We start from the raw sequence: 14898 nt of genomic DNA, 5'->3' as shown, positions 1-14898 counted from the left end.
TCCACAGGATGGATAAAAAGCTAAAAATCGGCATCACCTGTTATCCGTCCCTCGGCGGGTCTGGCGTTGTCGCAACGGAACTGGGCAAATTACTTGCCGAACAGGGGCATCAGGTTCATTTTATTGCCAACAGTATCCCGTTCAGACTGGGTACGTTCCAGAAAAATATTTTTTATCACGAAGTTGAAGTAAATGATTATTATGTTTTCCGTTACCCTCCGTATGACCTGTCACTGGCAACAAAGATGGCTCAGGTGGCTAAGTCACAGCAGCTGGATCTGCTGCATGTTCATTATGCCGTGCCACACGCAGTATGTGCCTTTCTGGCGAAACAAATGGTAGGGGACGGCCTTAAAGTGGTTACCACGTTACATGGAACGGATATTACGGTTCTGGCTCAGGATGAATCTCTGAAGGATCTGATCCGTCTAGCCATTAATGAAAGTGACGCGGTTACTGCCGTATCACAAGATTTGATTCGAGAAACGGTCGAATTGCTGGATATTCAGCGTCCAATCGATCTAACCTATAATTTTATTGACAAACGAATATATTATCCGCGGGATGCTGCCAGTCTGCGAAGAGACTTTGCTACGCCTGACGAAAAAATATTAATGCACATCTCCAATTTCCGACCGGTGAAAAGAACTCAGGATGTGGTAGAGGTCTTCCGTCAGGTACAGGAGCAGGTTCCTGCCAAACTGTTATTTGTTGGTGAAGGACCTGATTTGCCGAAGATGCAATGGAAGATTAATGATCTCGGCTTGAATGATAAAGTTCATTTCCTTGGCAAACAGGATGACATTGCTCAGGTCATCTCCATGGCGGACGTGTTGATGCTTCCATCGGAGAAGGAAAGTTTCGGACTTGTGGCGCTCGAAGCAATGGCTTGTGGCGTACCCACGATCGGTTCACAGGCCGGAGGAATTCCGGAACTGGTCTTACATGGTAAGACGGGTTATTTATCCGCGATTGGGGATACACAATCCATGGCCGAGAACACCATTCGTTTGTTGACGGACGATCGTTTGGCTGCTGAGTTCAGGGAAGCATGTCTTCAGCGCGCGCATCACGACTTTTGCAATGATGCTATTCGGCATGAATATGAACAGATATATTACCGGGTGTTGGGAAGGGAAGTTCCGAATCTGAAGCCGGTTTGCGGTTAATCATTTCTTTGACGAAATCATACTGTGCATACCACAACAGGCAAGAGAAGAGGTGATATGTGGTGGTTCAATGGACACAGGTAGATCGTGAAATGGCAATGCAAAGTGAGAATGTACTCACAACATTAAACAAACATGGTTACAAGGCATATTGGGTAGGTGGTTGCGTTCGTGACGAATTGCTGGAACGTGTTGTGGACGATATGGATATCACGACATCTGCTTCTCCTGAGCAAGTCATGGAACTGTTTGACAATTGTATTCCTACAGGTTTACAACACGGTACGGTTACCGTTCGTTCAGGCGGTTATTACTTTGAAGTGACCACATTTCGAACAGAATCCGAATATCAGGATAATCGCAGACCTGCTGCGGTTCAATTTGTTCAGGATATCAAGGAAGACTTACAGCGGCGCGACTTCACGATGAACGCTCTGGCTATGGACGTCACTGGGACAATCGTTGACCCGTTCGGTGGACAGGCAGATATCAAGGAAGAGCGAGTCAGATGTGTGGGTTCTGCGATGGAACGATTTGGTGAAGATGCACTGCGGATGCTCCGCTGTGTCCGGTTTGCTTCCGTATTTGATTTCAAAATTGCCCATAACACGTGGAAAGGTCTTGTAAGGCAGAAAGACCTGCTTCAACATATAGCAATGGAACGGGTACGTACCGAGATGGTAAAAATGATGTCTGGACCGCATCCTTTAAGAGGGTTGGAGCTGTTATACAGAAGTGATTCCCTTGCGCATATCAAAGCGCCGGTAAGCTCGACCCGATTTAACAAGATGTTGTTATCCAATTTGGAACAATTGTCAGGTCAGCATGTGTTGCTTCGTTGGTCACTCATCCTGATTGCTGGCGGTTATAGCAAGGATGAAGCAGATGTATTATTACGTCAGTGGACATTCTCCAATGAACATCGTTCTCGTATAACAGGGGTCCTCCAGGTGGAACAGTTGATTCATACTTCCATTCAGGAGCCGAAGGATACGGTCAGTCTCCGTTCCGATTGGATCGTTACTGTTCTGGCTTGTGGCGTTCAGGCGGCGGATGATTGGCTTCGAATACAGTCTACACTGCCAGCAGGATGGCGGAATCAGTCCGAACAGGCAGAAATACAGGTTGTTTTGGTCCAAGAGCTTGCAGGCGAATGGAGTCAATCGATCCCTGTGCATGACTTGAAAGAGTTGGATATTACAGGGGAACAAGTGTTACAAATGGTGCAGCGCAAAGGCGGGCCTTGGCTGGGGCAACTAATGAAACAGTTGTTACGAGAAACGGCGATTGGAACGATAGCGAATCAGCATGAAGCACTAAGTGCAGAAGTGAAGCGGGTGGTTCAAGATGACCAAACATGAAGATCTGTTACATATGTTATTAAATGCAGAAGGACGATTCGTATCGGGTGAAGAGATCAGCCGTAATCTGTCCATCAGTCGGACCGCTGTGTGGAAACATGTGAACAAGTTGCGAGACATGGGTTATGAGTTTGAAGCGGTATCCCGCAAAGGATACCGTCTGTTAACGAAGCCGGATAGCATTGACGCTACTAGCCTCCAATTGGCCCTGGATACAACCGTATTTGGCCGTAAGGCTGTTTTGTTGGCTTCGACCCTGTCTACGCAAGGGGATGTTCTCAAGCTAGCTGAGCAAGGGCAGGCAGAAGGCGCTGTGGTCATTGCGGAAGAACAAACAGGAGGAAGAGGACGTTTCGGTCGACAGTGGTTCTCTCCTCCGGGTAAAGGAATCTGGATGAGTGTCCTGTTGCGCCCTGATCTACCACTTCAGCATACGCCGCAGCTAACTTTATTAACAGGAGTGGCTGTATGTCGTGCCGTTCGAGCTTGTTCAGGAGCTGATGCGGGCATCAAATGGCCAAATGATGTGTTGATTGACGGACGCAAGGTATGTGGCATATTACTTGAATCCACGGTGGAAGATCATGAAGTCAGATACTGTATCGCAGGTATAGGCGTTGACGTGAACTTTGATCCCGAGGATTATCCGGAAGATCTGACCACAATCGCTACTTCGCTCAAGATGGAGACGGGTCAATCCGTTGATCGCACCAAACTAACGGCTGCCATTTTGACGGAGCTTGAACAGTTGTATTTTTTGTATCAAAAAGAAGGATTTGGCGTGATTTCAGCTCTATGGGAGGCCCTGTCCGTATCGATGAATCGAGAGATTACAGTGACGAATCCTCATGGTATCATTGAAGGGAAGGCAATTGGTCTTGACCCTTCTGGTGCACTTATCGTGGAGAAGCATGATGGAGAACATACGCTAATCATCTCTGGTGAGATTTCCTGGAAATCATAAACAATTTGTCGAATTTTCACTGGTAAAATGAACATAAGACGTGAAGTTTGAGCAGAACTTTGGTATACTGTGTTCGTGAGGCGATATCGGCTAATGCAGACCGAATTGCACTCCCGTAACAGTTACCTTTGTTCTGCTTTGATGTGTTTTATATAAGCAGACCGCAGTGCAAGAATGAAATACGTTTAAGTGAGTTGTTGGATTCTGCTCTGAGCCGAAGAGGACCGAGACAGAAGGGACGATCGCAAGTGACTCTTTTTTGACTTTTCGGGACTTTTTAGTGGAAAACTAAAAGGTTTTTTTGTTGCGTTTATTTGAAAAGAAGAAAGGAGCCATGAAAAAAATGGCGAACAAACAAGCGTTGAATATTGTGAAAATGAAAAAATATAAGCAGGATGGCGTGCCGCTTACGATGATCACGGCTTACGATTATCCAACAGCGCTCCTAGCAGAGGAAGCAGGTATTGATCTGATCCTGGTTGGTGATTCACTCGGCAATGTAGTACTGGGTTATAATTCGACGCTTCCGGTGACCATCGACGACATGGTATACCACACACGTTCCGTAGTGCGCGGTGCTGAGAAGACATTTATTGTGGCTGATATGCCTTTTATGACCTATCATGGCAGCGTGGATGAGACGCTTAAGGGTGTCCGTCGACTGATGCAAGAGGGGCATGCCCATGCGGTTAAAATGGAAGGCGGAGTCGAGATAGCGGACACCGTCAGAGCAGTTGTGCAAGCAGGCGTGCCTGTTCTTGGACATATCGGACTGACACCTCAATCGGTTAATCAGATTGGTGGTTACCGCATTCAGGGCAAGGATGCAGCGGATGCGAAACGTCTGATGGACGAAGCCAAAGCCTTGGAAGCTGCAGGTGCGTTTGGCATTGTGCTTGAACTGGTTACGGAAGAAGTTGCACGGGCGATCTCGGAGGAACTGTCCATCCCTACCATCGGAATTGGAGCAGGACGAGGCTGTGATGGTCAGGTACTGGTATTCCACGATGTGGTTCAATACGCCTCTCCGTATACGCCCAAACGATTTGTCAAAACCTATGGAGATGTGGGTACATTAATCAGAACCAGCATCGAAGCTTACGTGAAAGAAGTGAAAGATCGTTCGTTCCCGGCCGAAGAGCATGTATTCAATGCGGCGGATGGTGTTCTGGATCAACTGTACGGCGGACAACGCAAGGAAAAGGTGGGGAGTAACTCATGAAAGTATTACGGACAATCGCAGAGTTAAGACAGGAACTAAGCTTGAAGCGTCAAGCGATTCGGTCCAGTGCGTCTGTTGTAGGTCTGGTACCAACAATGGGTTATCTTCATCAAGGTCATGCAAGCTTGATGCAGGCAGCCAGACAACAGAGCGATATCGTGGTATTAAGCATATTTGTTAATCCAATTCAATTTGGCCCTAATGAAGATTTTGACAGCTATCCGCGGGATGAAGCCAGAGATGTGGAAACAGCACGCTCACAAGGAGTGGATATCGTATTTATTCCCTCTGTTGAAGAGATGTATCCACAGGCAACGCAAACGACCGTATCTGTCTCAAAACTGACGGAGCGCTTATGTGGCGCTTCACGTCCAGGACATTTTGACGGGGTAACAACTGTAGTCTCCAAGCTCTTCAACATCGTACAGCCACAGCGTGTATTTTTTGGAATGAAAGACGCTCAGCAGGTTGCGGTCATTCAACAGATGGTGAATGATTTGAATATGCCTGTAGAAATTGTACCCTGTCCGATTGTTCGCGAAGAGGATGGCCTTGCCCTCAGTTCACGTAACGTCTACCTTAGCCCAGAACAGCGTACACAGGCCTTGGTTCTATCGAAGGCACTACGTGCAGCTCAGGAAGCCGCAGATATAGGTGTAGCTACTACAGCCGCAGATATCCGTCGTATTCTGCGCGAGCACATTGCAACCTCACCGCTTGCCGTTATCGACTACGCCGAGATTCAGGCTTTTCCAAGTCTGGAGCCGCTCACAGATCAGGAAGAAGTTCAAGGCCGTGACGATCTGCTCATTGCACTTGCGGTGAAATTCGGAAAAACAAGATTGATTGACAATATAAGGTTGCAAAAATCGGAGGTACTGTCCCATGTTTAGAACACTGATGAAATCCAAAATTCACCGGGCTACGGTAACGGAAGCCAACTTGAACTATGTGGGTAGTATTACCATAGATGAAGACTTGATGGAAACATCCGACTTGATGGAAAACGAGAAAGTGCAAATTGTGAACAACAACAATGGTGCACGTCTGGAAACATATGTGATTCCAGGACCACGCGGAAGCGGGGTCATATGTCTTAACGGCGCAGCTGCACGTCTGGTACAGCCTGGAGATAACGTCATTATCATTTCTTACGCCATGATGTCGCAAGAAGAGGCAAATACTCACAAACCAACCGTTGTATTTGTAGATGGGCAGAATAAACCTGTACAAACGATGAAACAGGAAGTCCACGCAACAATTATGTAATCGACTGGTAAGGAGAATGAAATCGGCCCTTGAAGCAAAAAATGAGTACAGGTCACTGCACTAATCCATTTTTTCAAGGGTGGGGATGCATCGATGTTCCAGCATGTTTTCGCAGAAATGAACGACATGTTAGATGAAATTATCAAGAGCTATCCTTCCGCTGAAGGCCTGAACAAACAAGAATTGCTGCAAAAGTGGAACTTGCTTAAGCGGATGAGTGACGGAATGCTGGATGAATGGCTGATGTTTGAAGAAAAGATGAGCCAGGTGAGGGAGCGAGAGATGGATAAGCCTGCTTCCCTTGAACCGGAACAGGAAGCTGTTACCGCTCTGCCTGAACTCCATCTGGAATGTTTCAGTCGAGGTCAGGGTTATTTCAAATTACAGATGTATCCGCAGGCGATCATGCAATTCTCCCGGGTTGTGACCGACCATCCGGAGAGTGCATTAACTCGTTTTTACCTGGCGCTGGCGTATCTGAATCTGGAACAAATGGCGGAAGCCGGAACACATTTACAGCAGATCATGTACCTTAAAGGTTCACCTCGCTTGAAAGGGCTTGTGTGTAACGCCCTGGGCTGTATTCAAGTCAAGCTTGCGAATCCCGAAGCTGCATGTTCACTCTTTGCACAGGCCCTTCAGTATGACCCGACATTGACCGAACCACTGTACAACATGGAAGCTTGCAGGTTGAACAGGGGAAAATTGCAATATGCTAATCAGCTGACGACCCTTCATTAAGCGGGAATTCGGCGACAAAAAAACGGTGTTCCCTCCTTTGGCATAGCGGCGGGGACACCGCTTTTTTGTCAGTTAATTTTCAAATCCCCTTTTTTTTGCTATGCTGTAACATAGACTGGAATGGAAGGGACCGTACATTGCAATGAAATTTGCCGTATTGGATTTCGAAACAACCGGCACGCAGTCCGACGGTGAGATTATACAGGCCGGACTTGCCATCATAGATCATGACTACAGCATAACTCAAATATATAGTTCTTATGTGAACCCTGGTGTACCGATTCCCCCGTTTATTTCGGGGTTGACGGGTATTACCGATGCAGATGTGGCGGACGCTCCTTCACTCGAAGAGATGATGATGGAGATGGTTCCGCTGCTTAATGATGTGGTGCTTGTTGGACACAACGTCGCTTTTGATTTTCACTTTTTGCAGAATGCTCTTGACCGTTGCGGTTATTTGCCGTTCACTGGCCGCATTTTGGACACGATTGATTTTCTGAAGATCACATTCCCATCACTGGGTTCTTATCAACTCGGTTATGTGTCTTCCGAATTTGGATTTCAACATGATCGCCCTCACCAGGCAGACAGTGATGCACTGGCGACAGCCTATGTGCTACTCAAATGTCTGGATGAGTTAAAGGAATTACCGCTCATAACGATTCAGCGCCTCAGTGACCTGTTTGCACCAGAAGACAGTGACTTGGGCTGGTTCTTGGACGGGATGCGCAGTGAGAAGGAAGCAGAGCCGATTCAGGATCTGGACGGACATACCTATTATCGTCAGCTTGCTCTTAATGTAAGTGATTGGACCGATATTGGTGCACCACGCGATGAGCGGGAGGCTAACCCCCTCGATGGTGTAAGCTTCGAACAGTTTATGGACCAGGTTCGGGAGAATCTGAAGGATACACTGGATCATTACGAAGAGCGTGAAGCGCAGACTCAGATGTTCAGCAGTGTAAGGCAAGCCCTGGATGAAGAGAAACATCTCTTGATCGAAGCTGGAACGGGTACCGGTAAATCTCTAGGGTATCTGTTGCCTGCTATTTACGAAAGTGTGAAGCAAGAACAGAAAGTTATGGTTAGCACGCATACGATCAATCTGCAGGAGCAATTGAGAGAGCGGGACATTCCGATGCTGACTCAAGTGGTTCCGTTCCCGTTTAAGGCTGCTGTATTCAAAGGACGTGGACATTACCTGTGCCTGCGCAAATTTGAACACAAAATCAATAAACGTGAATTCGCCACACCGAAAGAGGATTATTTCACAGCTGCTCAGATGATCGTCTGGCTTACGCAGACCGAAACCGGAGATGATGAGGAACTTAACCTTAGCGGACGCGGAGGGGACTTCTGGGAGACCGTACAGAGCGAATCCGAATCATGTCTGGGAAGATCCTGTCCATGGTTCCGTAAATGCTTCTACCATCGTGCCAAACATGAAGCAGGGTTGTCTGATATCGTAATCACCAATCACTCCAAATTATTTACGGATGTGAAAGCCGCGCATCAGCTGCTGCCAGCCTATGAGAGTCTTGTGATCGATGAGGCACATCATCTGGAGGATGTCGCTGGTAAACATCTTGGAATGCATATGAAATATTTCACCTTGGTTCATACACTGACCCGCCTATTTAAAGACAGTCGTAATGGACAGCTGCCTATGCTTCGTTCGCAGTTATCCGGGCATGAAAATTCGGTGCAATGGGGCTCCATGGTGGATCAGATGTTCCCGCTCGCTCTTGAAGTTAAGGAGCTGTGGGATCGTATGAGCGATGCCTTGTTTGGTCTGTTGCCTGAACGAAGTGATGCTTCACCGGGAGAGACGGGGCAATTTTCACTGCGTCTGAAAGCATCTCAGAAACCTGCAAAATGGCAGGAGTTGCAGGATCTGGAGAACCAGATCTATGTGACTCTGGGTGATTTGGTTCGCAAAGGGGACAAATTGCTGCTTGAAGTGAAAGAGGATCAGGATGATTATCAATCGGATAGTCTGATCACGGACATTACAGGACTGCTGAAAGATCTGACCACATTGAAGGAGAATCTACGTTTCTTCATGCGTATGGATGACGCCAAAACGGTGTACTGGATGGAAGCCAGCGGCCAATTCCGCAGCAAATCTCTCCAGCTGTATGCCGTACCTGTAGATGTGAGTGCACAACTTAAGGATTTATTTTTTGATAAAAAGAAAAGTGTTGTGCTTACATCGGCTACGCTTTCGGTAGATAAGTCATTCCAGTTCATGATTGAACAGCTTGGCTTGCAGGAAGCTGCCGAGAACAATCAGCTGTTAACGTCGATGTTGCCATCACCTTTCAACTATCGCGATCAGGCACTTCTGGTGATTCCGCGTGATTTCCCGAGTGTGAAGGGAAGTGTGGGTGATGCGCACTTTGTTAATATGCTGGTGCAATCACTTGCAGAGACGGCAATTGCTACGCGTGGACGCATGATGGTTCTGTTTACTTCATACAAGATGTTGCGACAGGTCTATGATCCGCTGAAGGAGGCACTGTCTGGCAACGACATCTCGTTGCTTGGGCAAGGCGTTGACAGTGGAAGTCGTTCCAAATTGACTCGCAGGTTCCAAGATGCCAAAGCAACGGTACTTCTGGGCACAAGCAGCTTCTGGGAGGGTGTAGATATCCCGGGAGAGGCCCTAACCTGTCTCGCTATTGTTCGACTGCCTTTCCAGCCACCGAATCATCCGTTGGTGGAAGCCAAGAGTGAGTTGCTTCAGGAACAGAAGAAAAATCCGTTCATGAAACTGTCCGTGCCACAAGCGGTCATTCGTTTCAAACAGGGATTTGGCCGATTGGTGCGTACAGCAAAGGACAGAGGAATTGTCATTGTTTATGATACACGGGTGATTGAAGCGTATTATGGTAAATTCTTTTTGTATTCATTACCTGGTCCCAAAATGGAGCATATGCTCACGGAGCAAATGGTTCCACGAATCACCGAGTGGTTGGAAAAACCTGCTAATGAACAAAAATAATGGTTGTTTTGTTCGTTATATCATTGCATGACACTATCGTTTGGCGTTAAACTTTATTAGATATTTCCGTATCCGATTAAAGCAGTTGCACGTAAGAACTTATAACCCAAATTACAAGGAGCATTCTGTATAAAATGTCACGTTTATCTTTGAGTTTTATACAGAATGCTCATCTTTTCATCTATTATTTTATCGTGGCCTTGGTAAGGGGGAGCAAGAATGAAATCGGATAAAATTTCGGAAGCGGTGGTACGACGTCTGCCTGTATACTTGCGTTATTTGAACGAGTTGCATCAGCGTGAGGTGGCTACTGTTTCTTCTCAAGAGCTTGGACAGAGGCTGGATCTGAATCCGGCCCAAATTCGTAAAGACCTGGCTTACTTCGGTGATTTTGGTCGTAAAGGGATCGGGTATGATGTATCCTATCTGATCGAAAAAATTCGTCACATTCTCAAAATCGATCAGCAAATTAATGTGGCTCTGGTAGGCGCGGGTAACCTCGGTCAAGCCTTGTCCAACTACAACGCATATCTGAAAGACAACATGAAGATTGTTGCTGTATTTGATGCATATGGACCGAAGATAGGTAGTCAAATCAACAGTTTGACGGTAAAACCAATGGATGAATTGACGGAAGCGGTTAAAACGGAAAATATTCGCATCGGAATTATCACGGTTCCGGATACGGAAGCCCAAAATGTAGCCGATCAGCTTATTGAATCAGGAATTGAAGCGATCCTTAATTTTGCACCAACCATTCTAAAAACACCGCCGCATATCCGCATTCACCATGCTGACTTTACAACGGATCTGCTTAGTTTGGCCTATTACTTGGAGACTGGAAAGGACGACGAGGAAGATGACAACAAATAGATGGGTAATTCACAACGGCAAATTTGCCGTTAATGAAGGCGGCACAACATGGAACGTGGTCCACGGATACATGGTTGTTGAGAATGACAAGATTGTGCATATTGGTGAGGCATTGCCGGATGAAGACAAAAATTGTACCAAAGTGGATGGAAAAGGACTGTTCTTCCTGCCGGGTCTGATCAATACGCATGGTCATGCAGCGATGTCGTTGCTCAGAGGGCACGGAGACGATCTTGCATTGCAAGTATGGTTGCAGGAAAAAATGTGGCCGATGGAAGCGAAAATGACTTCAGAAGATGTATATTGGGGAACTTCGCTATCGGTGCTTGAAATGTTGAAAGGGGGAACTACAGCGTTCCTGGACATGTACGATCACATGGATCAAGTTGCCAAAGTTGTGGAGCAATCCGGCGTTAGAGCAGCACTGGCACGTGGTGTAATTGGACTGTGCTCGGAAGAAGAGCAACTGCGGAAGCTGGAGGAGTCGGCTGCGTTTGCACGTGAGTGGAATGGACAGGCAGATGGTCGCATTACAACCGTAATCTCGCCACATGCACCATATACATGCCCTCCTGACTACATAGAGAAGCTTGTGCAGGTCGCGAACGACCTAAACCTTCCCCTTCATACACATATGTCGGAAACGCTTCGTGAAGTCGAGCAGAACGTGGCTGATTATGGACTGCGTCCTGTGGCACATCTGGAGAAACTGGGCTTTTTCTCTCGTCCATCCCTGGTTGCACATGCGGTGCATCTGAATGACGAAGAGATTGAGATTCTGGCCCGTCATGATGTGGCTGTATCCCATAACCCGGGAAGTAACCTGAAACTCGCTTCCGGTGTTGCGCGGATACCTGCGTTGCTGAAAGCAGGAGTTACCGTGTCACTCGGAACAGACGGTCCAGCAAGTAACAACAACCTGGATATGTTCGAGGAAATGAGACTGGCTGCATTGATTCACAAAGGTGTATCTGGTGACCCGACGGCAGTGCCAGCAGGCGAAGCGTTATTACTCGGAACGTCATACGGTGCCAAATCCATCTTCTTGAATAATACCGGAGCACTTCAGGTTGGCATGAAGGCTGATTTTATCGCCCTTAACATTGAACAGGCACATTTCTATCCACATACAGACCTGATCTCACATACGATCTACTCGGCTTCTGCCAAAGATGTTGAACACGTATGGGTGGATGGAAAACAAGTAGTGAAACATGGCGAATGTCTGACGCTGGATGAAGAACGCATTTTGCGTGAGTCTCAATTGGCATTTGATGGTCTGCTTGCTCGTTAATTGCAGGACAGCATCATAGGGAAAGGAAGTTCGGCTTTTGAAGAAAAAAAAGAAGTGGATATGGATTTCGCTGCTTGCACTGGTTCTGATTCTGTTTGGACTTCAGCGTTATTACGTTCATGTCACGCAGGACCAACGCAAGGAAGAAGCGCTCGCCATACAAGCGGCACAGGAGCAACTGGGCATTACATCCTATGATGAATTGCGTAAGTACATCTGGGGAGACAAAGAAGGCTCTGACAACATCTACTGGACCCTGATCGGCAAAAACAAGGATAACCAGGATGTTATGGTCTGGGTTAAGTTCGACGCAAACAATCAACCGGTTAAGGGTGCAAACGCTGTACACAGTGAGCTGCTGCAGAATGGCATGTCCGAAGCGCAGATACGCAATCGCTTCAGTTCTGAAGTTCCTGCCGGTGAGATTAAACGAATCATGCCCGGAGTTGTGAATGGAATATATGTGTGGCAAGTGTATTATAAAGACGGTACGCATAACCACTATCGCTTTTATCGTTTTAGCAACGGAGAACAGGTGGACCTGGTCTACACACTCCCGAACAGCTAGAACAAGATAGAGTGAGATAACTAGAGAATTAAAGAAATGAAAGAACCGGCAGACGGATATCCGGCTGAACCGGTTCTTTGTGTTGTCTGTAAACATATTTGATTTAAATAGTTAAAATTAATAATTTATTCATATTTTCGCCTTCGAAATTGTATATACGATGTGATATACTCAGATATGTACTCAAAGTTACATTCAAAACAAATAAACCTGTCAAAATTATCGCAGGAGTCAATGTGCACATATTCGTATATACCAATAAGCCAGTAGGTTGGGCCAAATTCTGGGAGGGGTAATTCACTTGAAGCTAAAAGTATTGCCTATTGCTTTAACTGCCGTCATTTCAGCCGTAGTGTTGTTTGGAGGTTGGTTTGTATATCGTCAGGTGGCTGTGCAGAATCCGATTGAAAAAATGGTAACCCAGTACGATGGAGTCAATGACGTTCAATTAACTATTAACCGCAATGACGTACAATTGAAACTGGATCTGCAACCTGATGTTGATTTGGGCAGACTGGTACAATATATTCACAAAGAAGGACAGACCCTGATTGGAACACGCTCACTAAAGTTGGATGTTGTGGATCATTCCAGTGAAGCACTGGAAAGTTGGTGGGGGGATGCGATGTTCACCGTAGCTCAGGCGATGGAGAACAAGCAATACACCGAGATTACACCAACGTTGTCCAAGATGGCGACGAATGGAATTAAGGTAAATACAGCGATGGATGACAACAATGTATATGTCAGTCTCAGAGACGGAGATGCCAGCAAGTTTATTATTCTGCCGCGTGTGCCCGGTCAGATAGGAGTGTGGCCTAATGCCTAAGTGGACAAAAGAAGTTGCCATCGGATTTTTTCCCGTATTGATTATTTTCCTTGCTTTTACTGGTGTTAATATTGTTCCGATCCTGATTGCAGCAGTGCTTGTCGGAGCTTTGCTGTTCATGATGCAAATGCGTGGCGGGATTACAGTAGGCGCTGCACAGGAACGTAAACGGAAGAAAAAAGGACCTTCCAAGCTTACTTTTGAAGAAATTGGCGGACAAGACAGTGCTAAGCAGGAATTGCGTGAAGCGCTTGACTTTCTGATCAAACATGAAGAAATCCGGAAGTTCGGGATTCGCCCGTTAAAAGGGATCTTGCTGACGGGCCCTCCAGGGACAGGGAAAACGTTGATGGCCAAGGCTGCTGCCCATTACACCGATTCTATTTTTGTAGCAGCATCGGGTAGTGAGTTCGTGGAAATGTATGTTGGTGTGGGTGCCAGCAGAATTCGGGATTTGTTCAAGGACGCGAGAACCCGTGCCACCAAGGAAAATAAGGAAAACGCTATTATCTTTATCGATGAAATCGATGTCATCGGGGGGAAACGTGAGGGTGGTCAACAGCGTGAATATGATCAGACCCTCAATCAGCTCCTGACGGAAATGGATGGAATCTATTCTTCCGATACGCCAAGAATTCTGGTTATCGCTGCAACGAACCGTAAAGAGATGCTGGATAGCGCCCTGACGCGACCGGGACGTTTTGACCGCCACATTCAAGTGGACTTGCCTGACAAAAAGGGCAGAAAGCATATTCTGGAACTGCATGCGGTGAACAAACCTCTGTTGAAGGAAGTTAATCTGGAGAAAACAGCGGAAGAATCATATGGTTTCTCCGGTGCACAGCTCGAAAGTGTGATGAACGAAGCAGCAATATACGCCATGAGAGACGGGCTGTTAAACATCGAACAGCGGCATTTATCCCTGGCTATTGATAAAGTCATGATGGGTGAGAAGACAGACCGTGAGTCGAGCGTGGAAGAGAAGAAAAGGGTCGCCATTCATGAGTTGGGACATGCCATTATGGCTGAACTCGTTCGTCCAGGCAGTGTTAGTCAGGTGGCACTTAGTCCGCGTGGTCAGGCGCTGGGATATGTACGTCATAACCCGCAACAGGAACAGTTCCTCTATACGAAGCGCTTTCTGGAAGAGCAGATCATGATTGCACTCGGAGGAGCAGCTGCGGAGGAAATGTACTACGGTGGTCGTTCCACAGGTTCACGCAATGACTTTGATCAGGCCACCAATGTTGTACAGACGATGATGGCTTCGGGGTTGACTTCACTTGGTATTGTGAACATGGATATGGTCACAACCGAGGAACTGATGCGAGAGAATAAATTAATTCTGCAAGAACTGATGGAACAGACAAAGCGGTTACTTGAAGAACAACGGACAATTTTCGACAATTCACTCGACATCTTGATTCGTGAGGAAGTTTTGTCTGGCGAGCAATTTCGTTGTCAATTTCGTGACAGTGCCCTTCTACCAGCATAATTTATTTATGCTGGTTATTTTTTTTTACATTTCACTCGTGCTAAGATATTATTATATGTTGGGTCGAAATTTGTAATTTTCGGCGAACAGGGTACAATAGAGAAATAGA

At 46.6% G+C, this 14898-nt stretch carries 13 protein-coding genes; all 13 read left to right on the top strand.

The features are described 5' to 3' along the window. Positions 1–8: 8 nt before the first annotated feature. The 13 genes from bshA to MHI55_RS19500 all read left to right on the top strand — a co-directional run bounded on the left by bshA (position 9) and on the right by MHI55_RS19500 (position 14789). Positions 9–1169, top strand: coding sequence for an N-acetyl-alpha-D-glucosaminyl L-malate synthase BshA (gene bshA, locus MHI55_RS19560; RefSeq protein ID WP_036672009.1), 1161 nt, complete (start codon positions 9–11; stop codon positions 1167–1169). Positions 1170–1231: 62 nt separating this feature from the next. Then, positions 1232–2530, top strand: a complete 1299-nt coding sequence (locus tag MHI55_RS19555) for a CCA tRNA nucleotidyltransferase (protein WP_339186745.1) — start codon at positions 1232–1234, stop codon at positions 2528–2530. Then, positions 2517–3494 carry a biotin--[acetyl-CoA-carboxylase] ligase gene (locus MHI55_RS19550; protein WP_340386661.1) on the top strand — a complete coding sequence of 326 codons (978 nt, stop codon included), beginning with the start codon at positions 2517–2519 and terminating at the stop codon, positions 3492–3494. Before MHI55_RS19555 ends, MHI55_RS19550 begins: the two co-directional genes overlap by 14 nt. A 343-nt stretch (positions 3495–3837) precedes the next feature. After that, a complete protein-coding gene (gene panB / locus MHI55_RS19545) occupies positions 3838–4716 on the top strand; it encodes a 3-methyl-2-oxobutanoate hydroxymethyltransferase (RefSeq protein WP_036672039.1) in 879 nt (292 codons plus the stop codon). Continuing rightward, positions 4713–5609, top strand: a complete 897-nt coding sequence (panC, locus tag MHI55_RS19540) for a pantoate--beta-alanine ligase (protein ID WP_339186748.1) — start codon at positions 4713–4715, stop codon at positions 5607–5609. The genes panB and panC overlap by 4 nt, the downstream gene beginning before the upstream one ends. Further along, positions 5602–5985: an aspartate 1-decarboxylase gene (gene panD, locus MHI55_RS19535; protein WP_017687742.1), complete on the top strand. Its 384-nt coding sequence runs from the start codon at positions 5602–5604 to the stop codon at positions 5983–5985. The genes panC and panD overlap by 8 nt, the downstream gene beginning before the upstream one ends. A 117-nt stretch (positions 5986–6102) precedes the next feature. Further along, positions 6103–6726 carry a tetratricopeptide repeat protein gene (locus tag MHI55_RS19530; RefSeq protein ID WP_306068488.1) on the top strand — a complete coding sequence of 208 codons (624 nt, stop codon included), beginning with the start codon at positions 6103–6105 and terminating at the stop codon, positions 6724–6726. A gap of 142 nt (positions 6727–6868) precedes the next feature. Continuing rightward, on the top strand, positions 6869–9730 hold the full coding sequence (gene dinG, locus MHI55_RS19525; RefSeq protein ID WP_339186751.1) for an ATP-dependent DNA helicase DinG: 2862 nt from the start codon (positions 6869–6871) through the stop codon (positions 9728–9730). A 219-nt stretch (positions 9731–9949) separates the two neighbouring features. Continuing rightward, the gene (locus MHI55_RS19520) at positions 9950–10603 is read left to right on the top strand and encodes a redox-sensing transcriptional repressor Rex (protein ID WP_036671997.1); all 654 of its coding nucleotides are present in this window, start codon (positions 9950–9952) and stop codon (positions 10601–10603) included. After that, positions 10590–11897 (top strand): amidohydrolase, encoded by a 1308-nt coding sequence (locus tag MHI55_RS19515; RefSeq protein WP_339186752.1) that lies wholly within the window; start codon positions 10590–10592, stop codon positions 11895–11897. Before MHI55_RS19520 ends, MHI55_RS19515 begins: the two co-directional genes overlap by 14 nt. A 37-nt stretch (positions 11898–11934) precedes the next feature. Then, a complete protein-coding gene (locus MHI55_RS19510; protein WP_047843541.1) occupies positions 11935–12465 on the top strand; it encodes a DUF5590 domain-containing protein in 531 nt (176 codons plus the stop codon). A gap of 301 nt (positions 12466–12766) precedes the next feature. Next, complete coding sequence (locus tag MHI55_RS19505) at positions 12767–13294, top strand: hypothetical protein (protein ID WP_017687748.1); 528 nt, start codon at positions 12767–12769, stop codon at positions 13292–13294. After that, positions 13287–14789 (top strand): AAA family ATPase, encoded by a 1503-nt coding sequence (locus MHI55_RS19500; protein WP_047843540.1) that lies wholly within the window; start codon positions 13287–13289, stop codon positions 14787–14789. The genes MHI55_RS19505 and MHI55_RS19500 overlap by 8 nt, the downstream gene beginning before the upstream one ends. The last annotated feature ends 109 nt before the right edge of the window (positions 14790–14898 follow it).

This window comes from Paenibacillus sp. FSL E2-0151 (assembly GCF_037993015.1).
Lineage (GTDB): Bacteria > Bacillota > Bacilli > Paenibacillales > Paenibacillaceae > Paenibacillus > Paenibacillus amylolyticus.
Note: the sequence above shows the minus strand (reverse complement) of the source record. Positions and strands in the feature narration are given on the sequence as shown.